The 20,436-nt window shown below is 61.5% G+C and carries 13 protein-coding genes; 8 read left to right on the top strand and 5 right to left on the bottom strand.

Annotated elements, in window-relative coordinates:
- Positions 1-144: 144 nt before the first annotated feature.
- The 4 genes from AC07NR_RS05965 (at position 145) to AC07NR_RS05950 (ending at position 5,867) form a co-directional block, all read left to right on the top strand.
- A complete protein-coding gene (locus tag AC07NR_RS05965) occupies positions 145-906 on the top strand; it encodes a PIG-L deacetylase family protein (RefSeq protein WP_085708214.1) in 762 nt (253 codons plus the stop codon).
- Between the two features lie 87 nt (positions 907-993).
- A complete protein-coding gene (locus AC07NR_RS05960) occupies positions 994-1,776 on the top strand; it encodes an endonuclease/exonuclease/phosphatase family protein (RefSeq protein WP_495078053.1) in 783 nt (260 codons plus the stop codon).
- Between the two features lie 129 nt (positions 1,777-1,905).
- Positions 1,906-4,473 (top strand): autotransporter family protein, encoded by a 2,568-nt coding sequence (locus tag AC07NR_RS05955; protein ID WP_495078052.1) that lies wholly within the window; start codon positions 1,906-1,908, stop codon positions 4,471-4,473.
- Between the two features lie 323 nt (positions 4,474-4,796).
- The gene (locus AC07NR_RS05950) at positions 4,797-5,867 is read left to right on the top strand and encodes an autotransporter domain-containing protein (RefSeq protein ID WP_495078051.1); all 1,071 of its coding nucleotides are present in this window, start codon (positions 4,797-4,799) and stop codon (positions 5,865-5,867) included.
- Between the two features lie 45 nt (positions 5,868-5,912).
- Here AC07NR_RS05950 and glgB read toward each other — a convergent pair whose 3' ends face one another.
- Genes glgB through AC07NR_RS05935 form a run of 3 tightly spaced genes read right to left on the bottom strand, consistent with a single transcriptional unit; the run spans position 5,913 to position 13,525 of the window.
- A complete protein-coding gene (gene glgB, locus AC07NR_RS05945; protein WP_495078050.1) occupies positions 5,913-8,144 on the bottom strand; it encodes a 1,4-alpha-glucan branching protein GlgB in 2,232 nt (743 codons plus the stop codon).
- Between the two features lie 2 nt (positions 8,145-8,146).
- Positions 8,147-11,488 carry a maltose alpha-D-glucosyltransferase gene (treS, locus tag AC07NR_RS05940; RefSeq protein ID WP_495078049.1) on the bottom strand — a complete coding sequence of 1,114 codons (3,342 nt, stop codon included), beginning with the start codon at positions 11,486-11,488 and terminating at the stop codon, positions 8,147-8,149.
- Between the two features lie 39 nt (positions 11,489-11,527).
- Positions 11,528-13,525 carry an alpha-1,4-glucan--maltose-1-phosphate maltosyltransferase gene (locus AC07NR_RS05935; RefSeq protein WP_495078048.1) on the bottom strand — a complete coding sequence of 666 codons (1,998 nt, stop codon included), beginning with the start codon at positions 13,523-13,525 and terminating at the stop codon, positions 11,528-11,530.
- 218 nt (positions 13,526-13,743) lie between these two features.
- Between AC07NR_RS05935 and AC07NR_RS05930 the strand changes: the two genes are divergently transcribed.
- The 4 genes from AC07NR_RS05930 to mapR all read left to right on the top strand — a co-directional run bounded on the left by AC07NR_RS05930 (position 13,744) and on the right by mapR (position 17,394).
- A complete protein-coding gene (locus tag AC07NR_RS05930; protein ID WP_167443771.1) occupies positions 13,744-13,902 on the top strand; it encodes a hypothetical protein in 159 nt (52 codons plus the stop codon).
- Positions 13,903-13,992: 90 nt separating this feature from the next.
- Complete coding sequence (locus AC07NR_RS05925) at positions 13,993-14,226, top strand: DUF3203 family protein (protein ID WP_119426223.1); 234 nt, start codon at positions 13,993-13,995, stop codon at positions 14,224-14,226.
- A 195-nt stretch (positions 14,227-14,421) separates the two neighbouring features.
- The gene (gene ccoG / locus AC07NR_RS05920) at positions 14,422-15,852 is read left to right on the top strand and encodes a cytochrome c oxidase accessory protein CcoG (RefSeq protein ID WP_265814573.1); all 1,431 of its coding nucleotides are present in this window, start codon (positions 14,422-14,424) and stop codon (positions 15,850-15,852) included.
- A gap of 132 nt (positions 15,853-15,984) precedes the next feature.
- Positions 15,985-17,394, top strand: coding sequence for a GntR family transcriptional regulator MpaR (gene mapR, locus AC07NR_RS05915; protein ID WP_085708224.1), 1,410 nt, complete (start codon positions 15,985-15,987; stop codon positions 17,392-17,394).
- A 39-nt stretch (positions 17,395-17,433) separates the two neighbouring features.
- Here the strand turns inward: mapR and AC07NR_RS05910 are convergent, their stop codons facing one another.
- Together AC07NR_RS05910 and AC07NR_RS05905 are read right to left on the bottom strand one after the other, a co-directional pair.
- On the bottom strand, positions 17,434-18,180 hold the full coding sequence (locus AC07NR_RS05910; RefSeq protein WP_085708225.1) for an SDR family oxidoreductase: 747 nt from the start codon (positions 18,178-18,180) through the stop codon (positions 17,434-17,436).
- A gap of 84 nt (positions 18,181-18,264) precedes the next feature.
- Positions 18,265-20,346 carry a putative bifunctional diguanylate cyclase/phosphodiesterase gene (locus AC07NR_RS05905; protein WP_495078047.1) on the bottom strand — a complete coding sequence of 694 codons (2,082 nt, stop codon included), beginning with the start codon at positions 20,344-20,346 and terminating at the stop codon, positions 18,265-18,267.
- Positions 20,347-20,436: the final 90 nt, after the last annotated feature.

Below are 20,436 nucleotides of genomic sequence, written 5' to 3'. Positions count from 1 at the left end.
GACGAACCGTCCTTCTTGAGCAATACTCTGCATCGCGGCAATCCAGGGTTCGGAGCGCTGCCGGGTAATCAACCAGTCTTCAGGGGTCGTACATGCGTGGTCGTGTGCGACTGAAGGCCAGACACAACAAGGACGTCCTGCCCCATGAAACCGTTATCTCTCAACGAAAGCGGCCTGCCGGCGCAAATATGGAACAGCGCCGCGCAACTCGACAATATTCCGGTCATCAACACCCACAGCCTCGTGCCGCCCGGCGCCCGTGCGGTGGTCATTGCGCCACATCCCGGCGATGAAGTGGTGACCTGCGGCGGCCTGCTGCAACTGTTGTCGGCCCTCGGCCATCCCCTGCAATTGCTCTCGATCACCGACGGCAGCGCCAGTCACCCCGGCTCGCGCCAGTGGTCAGAAAAACGCCTGAGCGTGTTCCGCCCCCAGGAAAGCGTCGAGGCCCTGCGCCGTCTGGGCCTGCCGATGCACAGCCTGAAATGGGTGCGCGGCGGTTTCACCGACAATGCCCTGCTCGATCAGGAAACCCAGCTGACGGAATTCATTTCCCGCTACCTGCGCCCCGGTGACGTGGTGTTCAGCACCTGGTGCGAGGACGGCAGCGCCGATCATGAAGTGGTCGGCCGGGCCAGCGCCAAAGCCGCCCGACAGGCCGGCGCCACGTACCACGATGTGCCGGTCTGGGCCTGGCACTGGCCGGAACGTGATCAGGCACAGATCCCGTGGCACCGCGCCCGCAAGCTGCGCCTCGACACCTGGACCGTCGCACGCAAGAGCCACGCCACGCACGCCTACGCCAGCCAGTTGAACGGCGAGCCGGCCATCGGCATTGCGCCGCTGTTGCCCAAGGCTATTCTGGAGCGCATGCGCCTGCCTTATGAAATTGTCTTTGTTGACTGACAAGTGGGCGCAGGCAGTCACTCAAGGTGAACTGCCCGCGCCCGGATCAGTCGCAAGAAGAGGCAGTCATGATTCATAGGAGCGAACGTGTCCAGCGATCCCAAGCGTCATGCCATCGACGTGTCCGCCATTCATCGCCTGCGGGTGTTGACGGTCAATACACACAAGGGTTTCACCGCACTCAATCGGCGTTTCATCCTCCCGGAGCTGCGTGAAGCGGTACGCAGCACCAGCGCCGATCTGGTGTTTCTTCAGGAAGTGGTGGGCGAACACGAACGCCACTCGAACCGCTACAACGAGTGGCCGCAAACCTCGCAATACGAATTTCTCGCCGACAGCATGTGGAGCGATTTCGCTTACGGGCGCAACGCCGTCTACCCCGACGGCCACCACGGCAATGCACTGCTGTCGAAGTACCCGATCCGCGAATACCGCAACCTCGACGTGTCGATCACCGGCCCCGAACGACGGGGCCTGCTGCATTGCATACTGGACGTGCCGGGGCATGCCGAGGTGCACGCCATCTGCGTGCACCTGAGCCTGCTGGAAAGCCACCGGCAATTGCAGCTGCAGCTGCTCTGCCAGTTGCTCGAATCCCTGCCGGACGATGCACCGGTGATCATCGCCGGCGACTTCAATGACTGGCAGATGCAAGGCAACGTCGCCCTCGCCCGCCGCGACTACCTTCACGAAGCGTTCGAGCGCCATCACGGGCGGCCGGCCAAGACCTACCCAGCGCGCTTTCCGCTGCTGCGGCTGGACCGGGTCTACCTGCGCAATGCCAGCAGTCATGATCCGCAGATTCTTGGCAGCAAACCCTGGACGCATCTGTCGGATCATCTGCCGTTGGCAGTCGAAGTGCACATTTAAGGCATAAACGCCGCATTTCTGCAGTTATGCCCTCATCCACTGTCAGTTCTGACAGTAGTCGATTGTCACAAGCCTTGTTAGGTTCAAGCCATTGCGCCGCGCGTCGGCGCCAATGAGCGGAGACCTTCCATGAAAGCTCCCGGCCCCTACAGCACCCGCCATTACAGTCTGCTGGTTGTTTCCATCTGGTTCTTGCTCGAATCGCCCGATCCGGCGTTCGCCCTTTGCACCTTCAACCCGACGCCCGGAGATGACGCGTACACCTGCGACAGTCCTGGCAGCACGCCGCTCACTGACCTGTCGGGAAACAACAGCCTGACATTCCCTGTCAATGGCAACGGCAACATTCCCGGCAACGTCACATTCGGTGCCGGGGCCGACCGTGTACTCATGCAGTCGGGCGCCATCAGGGGCGTTCTCGACATGGGCAATGGCAACAATGTGCTGCAGATCGACAACGGCACCATCAGCGGCGCGGTTCACCAGGGTAATGGCGTGGACACGTTCATCATGCACGGCGGCACCATCGCTTCGTTGACCCAGGGTGATGGATTCGACCGCTTCACGATGACAGGCGGAACCATCACCGGCGCCTTCGAAGACGGCGATTTCGCGCAAATGAGCGGCGGTACCATCGGCCGTGTTGACATGAAGCTCGATAACAATGTCTTCGAACTGTCCGGAGGACAGATCATCGGCAATCTGGTGACCGGCTTCGACAATGACACCATTCGTGTTTCCGGCGGGCGGATCGGGGGAAACCTCAGCGTCAGTGGTGGCAGCGACAGCATCACGCTCACCGGTGGCGAAATCGTCGGGGAGATAAGGGCCGGCACGGGCGATGACCGGTTAGTGTGGGACGGTGGCGGTATCGTGCGCTCGGCGATCCTCATGGGTGACGGCAATGACAGTGCGATTCTGCGCAACCTCGACGACAGCCTGCTCGCGCTGACGCCACGGATCGATGGCGGCAATGGCAGCGATGTGCTGACGTTCGACAACAGCCGCACCGCGCTTGTCCCGCGTTATACCAACTGGGAAACGGTAAACCTGAACAACGGCTCACGGATGGATCTGGGCGCAGACAGTCTGCCCCTTGGCGATGCCACCACAGGCCGGGGCGTACTGAATATCGACGCCAGCAGCACGCTGACGTCTGTTCAAGGCGTCGTCTCGCCTGCGGTAGCCGGACAATCAGTGACCCTCAACAACGCTGGCGTCATCGACATGACCGCCAACAACAATCGCACCAGCGATACCCTGACTGTGCAAGGCAACTACGTCGGCGCCGGTGGTCAATTGCGATTGCAGAGCGTGATTGCCGGCGATGACGCCCCCAGCGACAGGCTGGTGGTCAGCAACGGTAGCCTGAGCGGCACGACAGCCATTGCCGTGACCAACCTGGGCGGCAATGGCGCCCTGACCGCACAGAACGGCATTCAACTGGTGCAGGCACTGGGCAGCACACTCAGTAGCGACAACGCGTTTTCCCTGACCAGTCCGGTGTCGGCCGGTGCATACGATTACCGGCTGTTCAAGGGTGGCGTGACGGCGGGCACGGAAAACAACTGGTATCTGCGTTCGGCCATCGTTGCACCGGCAGTGGTAAGCGTGCCCAATCCCGATCCGAGCCTTGCGCCGATATATGTTCCGGTGGTGGCCACTCCCGTGGCAGCCGTCGCTCCCGCCGGCAGCCCGCCGTTACCGGCGCTGCCTGCCGCTGTCCCCGGCGCTGCGCCGATCGCCCTGTACCGTCCGGAGGTTCCCGTGTGGTCAGTGCTGCCCCCGGCTGCAGCACAATTGGCGCTGAATGCACTGGGGACCTTCCATGATCGTCAAGGCACTCAGCAACTGCTGGACCGGACCGGAACCTTCAGCTCCGGATGGGCAAGGATCTATGGCAAGAACCTCGACCAGACCTGGGCAGGAACGGTGACCCCGCGCCTGGACGGTTCGCTCAGTGGCGTACAGGTTGGACATGATCTTTACGGCGAGCACTCGGATGCCATGACCTGGCGAGTCGGTCTGTTCATCGGTCACAGCCGTTTACGGGGTGACGTCAGCGGCTTCAGCGACGCCGTCGAAGACAACATGGCTGGCAACATCAAACTGCAGGGCGACAGTTACGGGTTGTACTGGACATTGATCAACCCGCGCGGCGCTTACCTCGACACCGTACTGATGGGCACCCGGTTCGATGGCGACAGCCGCTCGGTTCGTGGCGCTCGACTGGATAATCGCGGCCACGCCCTCAGTGCTTCGGTCGAAAGCGGATACCCGCTTCTCATCAACGACCGGTGGCTGATCGAACCGCAGGTTCAGATCATCCATCAGGCGGTCTCCCTCGACAGCCAGAACGACGGAATCTCACGTGTTTCCTTCGATTCCGATAGCAGCCTGACCGCTCGGCTGGGAGCCCGCATCGTCGGACATTACCGCTTGCAGGGTCAGACGCTGGAACCCTACCTGCGCGCAAACCTTTGGCACACCTTTTCCGGGAGCGACTCCGTCACCTTCGCAGACACCGATGTCATCCGCAGCCAACAGAAGGCCTCCACGGCAGACATCGGCCTGGGTGTGGCGCTGCGCCTGGACCCGTCGATCAGTGTCTACGCCAGTACCGATTACAGCCGCAATATTGACAGCAATGAGCAACGCAGCGTGGCCGCCAACCTGGGTATCCGTATCGACTGGTAGACCGACCGTCGGTTGCTGCCCCCCCTCTATCCTGCCGCTTTCGCGGTGATACTCCATACAAACAAGAACTTATATAGGTAAATAAAAACAGAAGGTTGTGACTCCCGATTCAAACCAACCGCTCATCGTCCATTTTCTTGACGCAATGTCAGCCGTCTTCTTAGCTCTACCTTACTACCCCCGGAATCACTACTCGGGGCGAGCCTTCGGACACTCGTGAAACGGGCTGCCCCAGGTTCGCCTCGCTCCATTCGGTCGCCCCTCGTTCGGGGTAGGAGAGACGCCCAGGCGAGATACCGCATGCGCTAGCAAGGTAGACCTTCATGAAAACCTCACTCACCCCACACGAGATCAAAATCACCTTTTGCACCGTTTCAAGTTCTATCTTGCTGTGCTCATCCATGGAGGCACAGGCGGGTCCTGTGGCGGATGAGACCACTCCCTGGTATCGCCAGGACGTGCCGATCATGACGCTGCCCGCGACCGTCATCACGCCCGATTCGCAACGCCTGAGCCCGCGCCCTGACCTGCACGGCACACATTTGCTCACCGAGGATCTCGCCCCCTCGGAATGGGATCAGCTTTACGGGCAGCCCTCTCGCCTGGCACAGACCGATATCTTCGGCACCGGGTTTGCGGTGCCCGGCTCGGGGGAAGTCAAAGGGCCGGCCGTGCTGACCTTGCATGGCAGCGACGGGCAGACCCAGCGCATCGGCCTGATCGGCGGCCTGAATCAGATCCAGGGTAACGGCACCGGCCTGATCGTCAACCGCGCCCTCGCCGACCCGACCACCGACACCCTCAATCTGCAGGGCCAGAGCCTCGGCGCCTATTACAGCCTCACGGGCTCCGCAGGCTGGCACGTGGATCTGTCGGCCAGCGGCGGCCGGGTCAGTGGTTTCAGCCGCAATGAACAGGGCGCGCGCCTGGCCACGGAAGGCAGCGCGATGACCCTTTCGGTGGAAGGCGGTTTCCCGATCGGCCTGAGCGAAAACTGGGTAGTCGAACCGCAGGCGCAGTTGATCAATCAGCGCATCACCCTCGACACGCCCTACGCGGGCTCGGGCAACGCCTCATCGACTGACATTTCGTCGTGGAGCGGCCGGGTCGGTGCCCGCCTCAAAGGCAGTTACGACCTGAGCGGCCTACCCGTGGAACCCTACGTGCGCACCAACCTGTGGCACACGGTGTACACCGGCAACGCGGTGACCCTCGATCAGGTGGACAAGATCAGCAGCAGCCGCAAGTCTTCGACGGTGGAACTCGGCCTGGGTCTGGTGGCGAAGGTCACGCCGTCAGTGAGTCTGTACGTCAGTGCCGACTACAGCAGTGATGTGGATGACAATGATCTGAACGGGTTGATCGGCAGTCTGGGGGTGCGGATGCGGTGGTAACGACGCTCCTGCGGGAGCAAGTCGTTTGCTCCCGCAGGTTTATCGTCAACCCTCGGGCTTGAGGATCAACACCGCCAGCGGCGGCAGATTCAGCTCCAGCGACAAGGCCTGACCATGACTGGCCACGTCTTCAGTGAACGCCCCGCCGCCATTGCCATAGTTGGAACCGGCATAGGTGTCGGCATCACTGTTGAGCAGCTCCTTCCAGCGCCCGGCAAACGGCACGCCCACCCGGTACGACTGACGCGGCACTGGCGTGAAGTTGGCCACCACCAGCACCGGCGTCCCCTCCTTGCTCCAGCGCAGCCACGCATAGACGCTGTTGATCGCATCGTCACCGATCAGCCACTGGAAACCCTGCGGCGCGTCGTCCTGCTCGTGCAGCGCCGGCTCTTCGCGGTACAACCGATTCAGATCGCCAACCAGTTTCTGCACACCTTTGTGCTCGGAATACTGCAGCAGATACCAATCCAACTGCTGATCGTGATTCCACTCGCGCCACTGCCCGAACTCGCAGCCCATGAACAGCAGTTTCTTGCCCGGATGGGTCCACATGAAACTCAGATAGGCCCGCAAGTTGGCGAACTTCTGCCAGCGGTCGCCGGGCATCTTGTCGATCAGCGAATGCTTGCCGTGCACCACTTCGTCGTGGGAGATCGGCAGGATGAAACGCTCGGACCAGGCGTACACCAGACCGAAACTCAACTCGTTGTGATGATGGGCGCGGTACACCGGATCCTGCTGGATGTAATGCAACGAATCGTGCATCCAGCCCATGTTCCATTTGTAGGCAAAGCCGAGGCCGCCCTGCTGAGTGCTTTGACTGACGCCGGGCCAGGCCGTGGATTCCTCGGCGATCACCAGCGCGCCCGGTGCTTCCAGCGCCACCACATCGTTCAGGTGACGGAGGAAGTCGATGGCTTCCAGATTCTCCCGTCCGCCATGGCGATTGGGCACCCACTCCCCGGCCTTGCGTGAATAGTCGCGATACAGCATCGACGCCACCGCATCGACTCGCAGTCCGTCGACATGGAAATGCTTCAGCCAGTGCAGTGCCGACGCCAGCATGTAGCCGTGCACTTCGGTGCGGCCGAGGTTGTAGATCAACGTGTCCCAGTCCTGATGAAAGCCTTCCAGCGGGTTGCCGTATTCGTACAGCGCGGTGCCGTCGAACTGCGCCAGACCGTGGGTATCGGTCGGAAAATGCGCCGGCACCCAGTCGAGAATCACCCCGATATCGGCCTGATGGCAGGCATTGACGAACGCCGCGAACTCGTCCGGCGTGCCGTAACGCGCACTCGGGGCGAATTGCGACAGCAACTGGTAACCCCAGGAGCCGCCGAACGGGTGCTCCATGATCGGCATCAGTTCGATGTGGGTGAAGCCCAGTTCCTTGACGTAGGGAATCAAGCGCTCGGCCAGCTCTGGCCAGGTGTACTGACGGGCCACTTCACCGAGATCGTCCAATTCGCATTGCCAGGAACCGGCATGCAACTCATAGATCGACAGCGGCGCATTGTGTTGCTGGCGCTCGCGGCGGCCGGTCATCCAGTCCTGATCCTGCCAGTCGACCTGCAACGGCGAGGCGACTTTGGACGCGGTGTCCGGCGGCAAGCTGGTGGCCAGCGCCATCGGGTCGGCCTTGAGCGGCAGGATGCCGTGGGCGCCAAGGATTTCATATTTGTACAAGTCGCCCGCCTGCAGGCGCGGAATGAACAGCTCCCAGACCCCGGACGGATGGCGCAGCCGCATCGGATGCCGACGCCCGTCCCAGACGTTGAAATCGCCGACCACCGACACCCGCCGGGCATTCGGCGCCCACACGGCAAAACGCACACCGTCGACGCCATCCACGGTTTTCAACTGTGCACCAAGGCAACTGCTGAGGTCGCGGTGATTGCCTTCAGCGAACAGATACAAATCCATTTCACCGAGCAACTGGCCAAAGCTGTAGGGATCTTCCGCAACCTGTTCGCCACCGGCCCAACGGGTACGCAACAGATAAGGCCGTGCCGATTCGAAATGCCCGACAAACAGCCCCGGCGTCTCGGTCGCCTCCAGCGGGCCGCGCTCCTCGCCGCTGTCCTTGTCCAGCACGCTGACACTCAATGCGCCGGGCAGGTACGCCCGGATGAACTGCCCGCCGGCACCATCGCCGTGGGGCCCGAGAATGGAAAACGGGTCCTGATGTTCTGCGCGCACCAGGGCATTGATGTCCCTGGCCCCGGGCAGCAAACGCTCTTTAACGTGACCCTGTTCCTTGTTCGAGAAACTCATGACTACTCTCCACCAAGATCGGAAAAGGGTTCCAGCCCCGTCAATAACCCATACAGACCGTGCAACGGCACGGGCAGCCAGGTGGGGCGATTTTCGGCTTCATAGGCCACTTCGTAGGCCGCTTTCTCCAGACCGAACAACGCCAGTGCGGCGTCGGCACCTTCAGGATCCTGCCAGGCATGATCAAGACTAGCTGCCGCTCGCTGATATGCCTCGACAAATGCCTCGCGGGCTTCACGCAAATAGCGTTCAGCCACCCGTCGCCGCGCCGCTTCGGCTTCGGGACTGTTATCGACGTTGTGCACGTTGATGGTCATCGCGGCCGCGTAATCGAAGGAACGCAGCACACCGCTGACATCCTTGTACGGGCTGTGCTTGCCGCGACGCTCGGCCAGTGGCCGCGCCGGTTCGCCTTCGAAGTCGATCAGATACGCATCGCCCTTGATCACCAGCACTTGCCCCAGATGCAGATCGCCATGGACGCGGATGCGCAAACCGCCGGCGGATTTCTTCGCCAGTTCCTGCACATGAGCGAGGATGGTTTTCTTGTGGTCGAGCAGTCGACCGACAAGCTTCTGATCCGCCGCATCGAGTTCGCCCTGATGTTGCTTGAGCAGCTTGAGCGCGTGCTCGACCTGAGCGCCCACGTCCTTGCCGGCGGCCTGCGCATCCTTGGCCGAACTGACCTGCGGCGCAAAATCCGGATTGTCGGTGGGCGCCGCCAGTACCTGATGCATTTCCCCCAGACGCTGCCCGAGCATGCCGGCAAAATCCTTCAGTTCGCCGAGGGCGTTGTAGTGCTGCGACTGTTCGGACACGGCGTCCGCCAGTTCATCGCGCAAGGCGCGTTCGAGGTTGTTTTGCGTCCATTCCCAAGCATCGCCCTGGTTGCTCAAATAGCCCTGGGCAATCATCAGCAGGTTGTCTTCGCCCTGCCCGTCGCGGCGAATCACCGAACCCAGCAGCGGGGAAATATTGGCAAATCCGGCGGCGGTCAGGTAAGCGCTCATTTCCAGTTCCGGGTGTACGCCAGAAGCGACTTTACGGATCAGCTTGAGCACCAGACTGTTGCCGATCACCACCGAACTGTTGGATTGCTCGGCCGACAGGTAACGCACTTCCGACTCGCTACCGAGTCCCAGGCTTTCCAGTTGCGGCGTGGCCGCGAAACGGATTTCGCCATCGCTGGAGTCCAGCACCGTGCCACTTTGCATGCCTTGTAAAACCGCACGAATAAAGGCTTCGAGGCTGAAGGCATCGGTAATCAGACCGACCTGACGGACCCGACGCACACGGGACAACGCCAATTGCTGCGGCAAGGCCGGCCCGACCTGATCTTCCGAGATAAAGCCGAACGGCAGTTGGTAACGGCTGGTCTGCCCGCCGCTGCTGACTTCGATCTCGCTGAGCAGCACCGGATGCTGCGCGTCGCCGAAACGCACGCCATAAGCCAGTCGAACGTGCTCGATGGCCGCATCCTTGCCGGCGAACCAGCGGCGGTTCTGCAACCAGTTCGGCAGGATGCCTTGCTCGAGGGTGGCCCGGGACGGCGCTTCCAGCAGCTCTTCCATGCGTTTTTTCAGCACCAGCGTGGTGAAGTCCGGCAGGCTCTGCGCCGGCTCGACGTGCCAGCTCGGCATCTGGTTTTCCGCCGCGAGGCCGAACCAGTAGAAGCCGTAAGGCGCGAGGGTCAGCAGAAAGTTGAGCTGGCCGATGGGCGGAAATGCATTACCGCCAAGCATCTCCACCGGCACCATGCCCACATAGGCCGAAAGGTCCAGCTCCACGGCCTGGGCGCTGCGCGAAACGTTGGCCACGCACAGGATGATTTCGTGTTTGCCATCCGGCCCGGTGTATTCGCGGGTGTAGGCCAGCACGCGGCGGTTGGCCGGCGAAAGCATTTTCAAGGTGCCGCGACCGAACGCCTTGGATTGCTTGCGTACCGTCAGCAGGCGACGAGTCCAGTTCAACAACGAATGCGGATCGCCGGCCTGGGTTTCGACGTTGACCGACTGAAAGCCGTACTGCGGGTCCATGATCGGCGGCAGCACCAGACTGGCTGGATCGGCCCGGGAGAAGCCGCCGTTACGGTCGATAGACCATTGCATCGGCGTGCGCACGCCATCGCGGTCACCCAGATAGATGTTGTCGCCCATGCCGATTTCATCGCCGTAATACAGGGTCGGCGTGCCGGGCATCGACAGCAGCAGACTGTTGAGCAGTTCGATGCGCCGACGGTCGCGCTCCATAAGCGGTGCCAGACGTCGGCGGATGCCGAGGTTGATCCGCGCACGGCGGTCGGCGGCGTAGTAGTTCCAGAGGTAGTCGCGCTCCTTGTCGGTGACCATCTCCAGCGTCAGTTCATCGTGGTTGCGCAGGAAGATCGCCCATTGGCAATTGGCCGGGATCTCCGGGGTCTGGCGCAGGATGTCGGTGATCGGGAAGCGATCTTCCTGAGCCAGCGCCATGTACATGCGCGGCATCAGCGGGAAGTGGAATGCCATGTGGCATTCGTCGCCATTCACGCCTTCGGCGTCAGTGTCGCCGAAGTACAACTGGGTGTCTTCCGGCCATTGGTTGGCCTCGGCCAGCAGCATGCGGTCCGGGTAATTGGCGTCGATTTCTGCACGGATCTGCTTGAGAACGTCGTGGGTCTCCGGCAGGTTTTCGTTGTTGGTGCCGTCGCGTTCGATCAGGTACGGAATCGCGTCCAGCCGCAGACCGTCGATGCCCATGTCCAGCCAATAACGCATCACCGACAGCACGGCTTTCATGACTTGCGGGTTGTCGAAATTGAGGTCCGGCTGGTGCGAATAGAAACGGTGCCAGAAGTACTGACCGGCCACCGGGTCCCAGGTCCAGTTGGACTTTTCGGTGTCGAGGAAAATGATCCGCGTGCCGTCGTATTTCTGGTCGTCATCCGACCACACATAGAAGTCGCGGGCCGCCGAACCGGGCTTGGCCTTGCGCGCCCGCTGGAACCACGGGTGCTGATCCGAAGTGTGGTTGATGACCAGCTCGGTAATGACCCGCAAACCCCGTTTGTGCGCCTCGGCGATGAAGCGCTTGGCGTCGGCCATGGTCCCGTAATCGCTGTGTACGCCACGGTATTCGGCGATGTCGTAACCGTCGTCACGGCGTGGCGAGGGATAGAACGGCAACAGCCAGATGGTATTGACGCCGAGTTCGGCAATGTAATCGAGTTTGGCGATCAGGCCGGGAAAATCGCCGATTCCGTCATTGTTGGAGTCGAAAAAGGATTTGACGTGAACCTGATAGATCACCGCGTCCTTGTACCAGAGCGGGTCCTTGATGAAGGTGGCTGACTTGGGTTTCTTCGCCATGTGAAACTCCTGTTCAATGCATGAATGCGTCGGCCCGGATCAGGCTGCGGTGATGCGCCAGATCCCGAACGGCTGAAAAGCCGGGTCGATCCGCATGAACTGGTACTTGCCGTGCCAGTCCCAGCGATGGCCATTCATAAGGTCTTCGCCGTGGGTGGTGGCGTCGTCCGGCAAGTCCATTTCCCACAGCGGCAGTTCAAAATTCGCCTCCTGCGGGTGATGTGGATCAAGGCTGACGGCCACCAGAATGAAATTGCTGCCATCGGCGCTGCGCTTGCCGAAATACAGAATGTTGTCGTTCCAGGCGTTGTAGATTTTCAGGCCCAGATGACTGTGCAGCGCCGGGTTCTGCCGGCGGATGCGGTTGAGCTGGGCGATCTCGGCAATGATGTTGCCGGGCTGGTTGAAGTCGCGGACGCGGATCTCGTACTTCTCGGAATCAAGGTATTCCTCCTTGCCCGGCACCGGCGCCGATTCGCACAGTTCGAACCCCGAATACATGCCCCACAGGCCCGAGCCCATGGTCGCCAGCGCCGCACGGATGAGAAACCCGGGACGTCCCGACTCATGCAGGAACGCCGGGTTGATGTCCGGGGTGTTGACGAAGAAATTCGGCCGGTAGCACTCGCGCCACGGCGATTCGTTGAGTTCGCTGAAGTAACTCGCCAGTTCAGGCTTGGTGTTGCGCCAGGTGAAATAGGTGTAGCTCTGGGTGTAACCGACCTTGCCCAGCCGCGCCATCATCGCCGGGGTGGTGAACGCCTCGGCGAGGAAGATCACTTCGGGGTGCAAGGTGCGTACGTCGGCAATCAGCCATTGCCAGAACGGCAGCGGTTTGGTGTGCGGGTTGTCGACACGAAAGATCTTCACGCCCTCCTCGACCCAGCCGAAGACGATGTCGCGCAGCTCGACCCACAGGCTCGGAATCGCTTCCGGCGCATAGAAGTCAACGTTGACGATGTCCTGGTATTTCTTCGGCGGGTTCTCCGCGTATTTGATCGTGCCGTCCGGCCGCCAGTTGAACCATCCCGGATGCTGCTTGAGCCACGGGTGATCCTGGGAACACTGGATCGCAAAATCGAGGGCGATCTCCAGACCATGCTCAGCGGCCGCCGCCACCAGTCGGCGAAAATCCTCGCGGGTGCCGAGCTGCGAATGAATCGCTTCGTGCCCGCCCTCTTCGCTGCCAATTGCGTAAGGGCTGCCGGGATCGTCGGGCCCGGCGGTCAGGGAATTGTTGCGGCCCTTGCGATGGCTGCGGCCGATCGGATGAATCGGCGTGAAATACAACACGTCGAAGCCCATGTCCTGAATCATCGGCAACCGCGAGTGCACATCGTTGAAGGTGCCGTGACGGGCGGGATCATCGGTGATCGAGCGGGGAAACAGCTCGTACCAACTGGCGAACTCCGCCAGTTCCCGTTCAACGTCCAGCGAAAATTCCGGGCTGATGCTCAGATACGGGCGATGATCGGCCTCGGCCATCAGTTGCGCACTTTGCGAGTGCAGAAACAACGCGACCTGCTCGGTTTCGAGCAGGCCGGACAATTCATGGTGCAGCGCCGCCAGCCGTTCGCTGAGTTGGCCTTCGCTGCGTTCGGCGGCCTGCTGCACCATGGTGCGACCTTCTTGCATCTCCAGGCTGACCGGGACGGCGGCCAGGTGTTTCTTCTCCAGTTCGTACTGAAAACTGGCGAACTGGTCGATCCAGGCTTCGATCAGGTACAGATAGCGGCCCATGCGTTGGGGCCGGAACCGGCCTTCCCAGCCGTTGTTGCCCTGATCGCTCATGACTTCGCTTTGCCAGACTTCCTCGCCCTCTTCGCGCCAGCGGATGCGCACCGCCAGTTTGTCGTGACCGTCGGCGAAGATCTTGCTGGTGACCACGATCTCGCGCCCGACTACAGCCTTGACGGCAAACTGCCCGCCATCCAGCGATGGTTGGGTGTTTTCAATGGCGATGCGTGGCAGCAGCAACGCCTGGGACAGCGGAATGTGCGGGTTGTAGCTCTGTTCGGAGGGTTTTTCAGCAGTCATTGAGCATCTCTCCTTAACGCCCCAAGGACGCTCGTTTGCCTGTTTGGCGATCACGGCCGGGCCTGCACCCGACGATGAACTCTCTCAGGTTCCGAGCGACCCTTACCGGCAAAAGTTCACAGGGATTTGCCCCGCCACAAAATCGGATCGATTTCGCGCAGAAGTGGTCAACCCACTTAAGCACTTCTCACGCCATGTGCCACACGGAGGTTCAACTGATGACTATTCCGATCCCCGCTGAAACGCCCGATCCGAACATCGACAAACCGGTGCTGCCCGAAACCGAGCCGCAACCGATCCCGGAACAGGAGCCACCGGGCACCACGCCGCCGCCCAAGGAAGAGCCACCGTCGACCATGCCGCCGGTGATTGTCTGATCGCCCGGTGACCATTAATCGGTTGCACAGAACGATCCCCCGGGGCTGCGCCCTAACCTTTCAACACCCCTTGGAAAAAAGGACAGCCCCATGACCGTGCGCATCGAAAACCAGACCTGTTTTTTTGCCACCGAAAACGGTGAACAGATTCGCCTGTGCGGCGACCTGACGGTCATCACCGACAGCGACAAATCGATGTCTGCCGTGGAAATCGAAGGCCGGCGCATTTACATCACCGAGGCCGAAGCCGATGCGCTGACCGTCGCAGGCGCAAAGGACGGGCGCAAACACCTGAAAGCCACCGACAGTGATTCGGTGATTTGACTGACCCCGGTCAATATCCCCCGCAGCCGTCCGGGATAGGCGTCTGCGCCCCGCCCCGCCAACTGCTTCAAGTTGTCGCAGGGCCGGGCGCAAAACCCATCTGATACGCTTTTTATTGAAATACCTGAGTCTGTTATGCAAACAGATCGACGCTCATAGTTCACTGGCCTGATGGAGGCTGATGAGCGAACGACCATGAGCGAACGAATCCCCGTCCGAACCGTAGAAGCATCTCCCCAGATAAAAAAAGTACCGGCGCGCCCAATGAAGGCGAAACACGCCACCAGCGACAACCAGATTTTCACCCGCAGCTTCACCGGCCTGTTCCGCACCTTGCGCATGAGCGGCGCGGGGTTTCTGTTCCTGCTGTTTTTCGGCACCGTGTGGCTGAACTGGGGCGGGCGTCAGGCGGTGCTCTGGGACCTTTCCGAAAGCAAGTTCCACATCTTTGGCGCGACCTTCTGGCCGCAGGATTTCATTCTGCTGTCGGCGCTGCTGATCATCGCCGCGTTCGGCCTGTTCGCGATTACCGTGTTCGCCGGCCGGGTGTGGTGTGGCTACACCTGCCCGCAGAGTTCGTGGACGTGGATCTTCATGTGGTGCGAGAAGATCACCGAAGGCGAACGCAACCAGCGGATCAAGCTACAAGCGGCGCCGTGGAGCCTGAACAAACTGGCGCGGCGTGCGGCCAAGCACACGTTGTGGCTGGCAATCAGCGTGCTGACCGGCCTGACTTTCGTTGGCTACTTCACCCCGATCCGTCCGCTGGCCGAAGAGTTGCTGACCTTGCAGATCGGCGGTGTCAGCCTGTTCTGGGTGCTGTTCTTCACCGCCGCCACCTACATCAACGCCGGCTGGCTGCGCGAAGCGGTGTGCATGCACATGTGCCCGTATGCGCGGTTCCAGAGCGTGATGTTCGACAAGGACACCCTGGCCATTTCCTACGACGCAGCCCGTGGCGAAAACCGCGGCCCGCGCAAACGCGAGGTGAAACCCGCCGAAGCCGGCCTCGGCGATTGCATCGACTGCCAGTTGTGCGTGCAAGTCTGCCCGACCGGCATCGACATCCGCGACGGCCTGCAAATGGAATGCATCGGCTGCGCGGCGTGTATCGACGCCTGCGACTCGATCATGGACAAGATGAATTACGCCCGTGGCCTGATTCGCTACACCTCCGAGCGCGAGTTGCAGGGTGGCAAGACGCACTTGCTGCGCCCGAGATTGATTGGCTACGTCGCGGTACTGGTGGTGATGATCGGCGCTCTCGCCCTCGCGCTGGTTGAACGGCCGATGGTGTCGCTGGACGTGACCAAGGATCGCGGCCTGTTCCGCGAGAACGGCCAGGGCCAGATCGAAAACATTTACACCCTCAAAGTCATCAACAAAACCCAGCAGCGCCAGGACTACAACCTGAGCCTGGTAGATGGCGACGGCTTCCAGCTGCAAGGCAAGACCGAACTGAGCCTGGCTCCGGGCGAGATCGTCGATGTGCCGGTGTCGGTGGCCATGACCACAGAACGCCCGGCCAGCAGCTCGCAGACCTTGAGCTTCAAGATTGCCGACAGTGACGAGCCCGAGGTTTATAGCGTGGCGAAGAGCCGGTTTGTTGCGCCGATGAATCGATGATCCCTTAGACTGCGGCGCTGCCATTCGCGAGCAAGCTCGCTCCCACAGAGGAATACGGTCAACTGTGGGAGCGAGCTTGCTCGCGAATGAAGGCGACACGGTCTTCCAGAAAGAAATCAATCCGGACCCAAGATGAAACGCTACGAAAAATTCGCCGACGACATCGCTGAACTGATCCGCTCCGGCGTCCTCGGTCCCGGCCAGCGGGTGCCGTCGGTGCGCTACGCGAGCCAGACCTATGGCGTCAGCCCGTCCACGGTGTTCCAGGCCTATTACCTGCTGGAACGTCGCGGCCTGATCCGCGCCCGGCCGCGCTCCGGCTACTTCGTCAACACCCACGCCCCGAGCCCGTTCTCGGAGCCGGTGATCAGCAGTCAGGTCAACGAATCCACCAAGGTCGACGTCAGTGAACTGGTGTTCTCGGTGCTGGAATCGATCAAGGACCCGAGCACCGTACCGTTCGGCTCCGCATTCCCCAGCCCTGAACTGTTCCCGCTGCAACGTCTGTCACGTTCGCTGGCCAGCGCTGCCCGGGAGATGGACCCGCGCATGGTGGTCACCGACATGTCGCCGGGCAACCCGCAACTGCGCCGACAGATCGCCCTGCGCTACATGGTCGGCGGGCTGATGCTGCCGATGGAAGAACTGCTGATCACCAACGGCGCCCTCGAAGCGCTGAACCTGTGCCTGCAAGCGGTGACCGAACCCGGCGACCTGGTGGCCATCGAGGCCCCGGCGTTCTACGCCAGCCTGCAAGTGCTGGAGCGATTGAAGCTAAAAGCCGTGGAAATCCCCGTACACCCGCGCGACGGCATCGACCTCGGCGTGCTCGCCCAGACCCTGGAGCGGCACCCGATCAAGGCCTGCTGGTGCATGACCAGTTTCCAGAATCCGATGGGCGCGACCATGCCCGAAACCAAGAAACAGGAACTGGTGGAACTGCTGAAACGGCATCAGGTGCCGCTTATCGAAGACGACGTCTACGCCGAACTCTATTACGGCCAGCAGGCGCCGAAACCGGCCAAGGCTTTCGACACCGAAGGCCTGGTGATGCATTGCGGCTCGTTCGCCAAGAGCCTGGCCCCCGGCTACCGCATCGGCTGGGTCGCCGCCGGACGCTACGCGCAGAAGATCGAACGCCTGAAGCTGATGACCTCGCTGTGTGCCTCGATGCCGGCCCAGGCGGCCATTGCCGACTATCTGCAACACGGTGGCTACGACCGTCACCTGCGCAAATTGCGCTACGCCCTCGAAGAACAGCAAAGCGCGATGCTCGCGGCCATCGCCCGCTACTTTCCGGCGCAGACCCGCGTGAGCCAACCGGCGGGCGGTTATTTCCTGTGGCTGGAACTGCCACCGCAGATGGATTCGTTGAAGTTGTTTCAGATGGCGCTGGCGCAGGGCATCAGCATCGCACCCGGGCCGATTTTTTCGCCGACTCAACGATTCAGGAATTGCATCCGGTTGAACTACGGCAGCCCGTGGACCGAGGCCTCGGAGAAGGCGATGGAGACGTTGGGGCGGATTGTGCGGTCGTTCTGATGCGATCGTTCCCACGCAACGCGTGGGAACGAACCCTCACTAACGCCCGCCGCCCAGATCGACAAAAGTCCCGGTCGCATACGAAGCCTTGTCCGACAACAACCAGACAATCGCCTCCGCCACTTCATCCGGCCGCCCGCCCCGGGCCATTGGAATCGCCGACTCCAGCTTGCTGACCCGGTCCGGATCGCCGCTCAGGGCGTGAAAATCGGTGTAGATGTAGCCCGGACGCACCGCATTGACCCGAATCCCCTCGCCCGCCACTTCCTTGGACAGACCGATGGTGAACGTGTCGAGGGCACCTTTGGACGCCGCATAGTCGACATACTCGTTCGGCGAGCCCAGACGCGCGGCAACCGAAGACACGTTGACGATGCTGCCGCCCTGCCCGCCGTGTTTGGGCGACATGCGCAGGATCGCGTGCTTGGCGCAGAGGATCGGCGCCAGGACGTTGGTTTTCATGATTTTGAGGATGCGGAATTCGGACATTTCGTCGACCCGCGATTTGTGCCCGACGGTGCCGGCGTTGTTCACCAGTGCGGTGACCCGGCCCAGCTCGGTGTCGACCCGGTGAAACAGGCCGATCACTTCGTCTTCGATGCTGACGTCGGCGCGAACGGCAATGGCGGTGGCGCCGCGTTCGCGTACCTGATCGAGTACGTGGTGGGCCGCCTGTTCGTCAGACTGATAATTGATGCAGATCCGATAGCCTTGCTCGGCAGCCAACAGCGCGGTAGCGGCCCCGATTCCGCGCCCGCCGCCGGTGATCACAATGACTTTATCCATGCTGGCCTTCCCCCCAATGCACACGTAACAGTCGGGGCAAGAATAACCGTCATTGCGGGGTTTTGCATGGCCTGCGTCAGCCGTTCAGCTCGCCGCCAATTGTTTGCCGCGCTCGATATCCTGCAGGAAGCGATCGGCCGGCATCGGATGGCCAAGCAGATAGCCTTGCAGCGAATCACAGCCCAGTTGCGTCAGGAAGTCCTGCTGCACGCCGGTCTCCACACCTTCGGCCACAATACGCAGGCCCAGTGCCTGCCCCAGCGCGACAATCGCCGAGACAATCGCCGCGTCATCGCTGTCGTGTTCCAGATCACGGACGAAACCGCGATCGATCTTCAGCTCGTTGGCCGGCAGGCGCTTGAGGTACATCAGGCTCGAATAACCGGTGCCGAAGTCGTCGATGGACAGGTCGACGCCCATGTCGGACAGTTCCTGCAGCACCGTCATGCTCGCGTCGGCGTCGCTCATGGCGGTGGTTTCGGTGATTTCCAGAGTCAGGCTGTTGGCCGGCAAGTGGTGCGTGGCCAACGCCTTGGCCACGCTGCGCACCAGTCCGGTGTGACAGAACTGCAAAGCCGAGAGGTTCACCGCGATGCGCCAGTCGGTGTACCCCAGCACGTACCATTCGCGCATCTGCCGGCAGGCTTCGTTGAGCACCCATTCGCCGATCGGAATGATCAGCCCGGTTTTCTCCGCCAGGTCGATGAACTTGTCCGGCATCAGCATGCCGTGGAGCGGGTGCTCCCAGCGCAGCAGCGCCTCGGCACCGACCGGGTGACCATCGGCGGCATGGAATTTGGGTTGGTAATGCAGACTGAACTGATTGTGTTCGAGCGCCGCGCGCAGGTCCTGCAACAGTTGCAGTTGCTTGCGGGCGTTGCTGTTCATCGAAGCGTCGAAGAAGCTGTAGCCGTTCTTGCCACCGCCCTTGGCGTGGTACATCGCCGCATCGGCATTCATCAGCAATTCCTGGGCGTTCTGGCCGTTGCCCGGATACACCGCGATGCCGACGCTGGCAGAAATCTGCAGCTCATGTTCGGCGACCCGGAACGACTGCGCGATCAAACCGACCTGACGCGCCGCCAGGCCCAGCGCATCGTCGGGCTCGCTCAAACGCACCAAGAGCACGAATTCATCACCGCCAATCCGCGCCAGGGTGTCGAGGCTGCGCAGATCTTCACGCAGACGCACCGCCACTTCGCGCAGCAACTGATCGCCCATGTGGTGGCCGAACGCGTCGTTGACCGGTTTGAAGCCGTCCAGATCGATGAACATCAGCGCAAAACAGCCACCCTGCTCGTTGACCTTTTTCATCGCCTGATTGATCCGGTCGTCCAGCAACATGCGGTTCGGCAGGCCGGTCAACGTGTCGTGCAGGGCCAATTGGGTGAGTTCGCGGTTGGCCACGGTCAACGAATGGGCCAGATCGGCAGTACGGGCCTCAAGGCGGGCATCGAGAATCGAGGTCAGCAGCGCAATGGTCAGCACCGCCAGCGTGGTGATCAGCACCAGGTTGTCCAGGCCATTGCCGTTCAGACCGCTGAGCGCCGCACCGCAGAAACTGCCGTCGGGAAACCGCGCCGCCGCCATGCCGGTGTAGTGCATGCCGACAATCGCGATGCCCATGACAATGGCTGCGCCGGCACGGAACAGGCGCACGTAAGGCGATTGCTGACGCAGGCGGAAGGCAATCCACAATGCCGCCGCCGAAGCGCCAACCGCGATCAACAGCGACGCGCCAAACAGGGTCGGGTCGTAATCGATGCCTGGCTGCATGCGCATGGCGGCCATGCCGGTGTAATGCATGGCGCTGATGCCGGCGCCCATGATCAAGGCACCGAAGGCCAGTTGCCAGGCCGGCAGTTTCGGCTGGCTGACCAGCCACAAGGCAAAACCGCAGGACAGCACCGCGATCAACAGCGACAGCGCGGTGATCGGAATGTCATAGCCCAGGTTGATCGGCAGTTTGAAGGCCAGCATGCCGATGAAGTGCATCGACCAGACGCCAACCCCCATGGCAAAGGCGCCGCCGGCCGTCCATAAATGCACGGCGCGACCCTTGGCGGTGGCGATGCGCCCGGTGAGGTCGAGCGCGGTGTAAGACGCGAGGATCGCCACACACAGCGAAATGAAAACCAGCGTGAAGGAATAACTACCGATGAGCATGGGAATTCTCGTGACCACCCCGCCGTACTGCTTCCGTTCTCGGTGGGGCCAAATGCGCCGATTGTACTGATTGCACAGAAGAACGCACTG

The organism is Pseudomonas sp. GW821-FHT09C09, assembly GCF_059418105.1.
This window is presented reverse-complemented; position numbering and strand designations above follow the sequence as displayed.

Excerpts from the sequence above, each read along its gene's own strand:
- AC07NR_RS05955 (WP_495078052.1), top strand. The coding sequence starts at position 1,906 with ATGAAAGCTCCCGGCCCCTACAGCACCCGCCATTACAGTCTGCTGGTT.
- AC07NR_RS05950 (WP_495078051.1), top strand. The coding sequence starts at position 4,797 with ATGAAAACCTCACTCACCCCACACGAGATCAAAATCACCTTTTGCACC.
- AC07NR_RS05910 (WP_085708225.1), bottom strand. The coding sequence starts at position 18,180 with ATGGATAAAGTCATTGTGATCACCGGCGGCGGGCGCGGAATCGGGGCC.
- AC07NR_RS05925 (WP_119426223.1), top strand. The coding sequence starts at position 13,993 with ATGACCGTGCGCATCGAAAACCAGACCTGTTTTTTTGCCACCGAAAAC.
- AC07NR_RS05965 (WP_085708214.1), top strand. The coding sequence starts at position 145 with ATGAAACCGTTATCTCTCAACGAAAGCGGCCTGCCGGCGCAAATATGG.
- glgB (WP_495078050.1), bottom strand. The coding sequence starts at position 8,144 with ATGAGTTTCTCGAACAAGGAACAGGGTCACGTTAAAGAGCGTTTGCTG.
- AC07NR_RS05935 (WP_495078048.1), bottom strand. The coding sequence starts at position 13,525 with ATGACTGCTGAAAAACCCTCCGAACAGAGCTACAACCCGCACATTCCG.
- ccoG (WP_265814573.1), top strand. The coding sequence starts at position 14,422 with ATGAGCGAACGAATCCCCGTCCGAACCGTAGAAGCATCTCCCCAGATA.
- mapR (WP_085708224.1), top strand. The coding sequence starts at position 15,985 with ATGAAACGCTACGAAAAATTCGCCGACGACATCGCTGAACTGATCCGC.
- treS (WP_495078049.1), bottom strand. The coding sequence starts at position 11,488 with ATGGCGAAGAAACCCAAGTCAGCCACCTTCATCAAGGACCCGCTCTGG.
- AC07NR_RS05905 (WP_495078047.1), bottom strand. The coding sequence starts at position 20,346 with ATGCTCATCGGTAGTTATTCCTTCACGCTGGTTTTCATTTCGCTGTGT.
- AC07NR_RS05930 (WP_167443771.1), top strand. The coding sequence starts at position 13,744 with ATGACTATTCCGATCCCCGCTGAAACGCCCGATCCGAACATCGACAAA.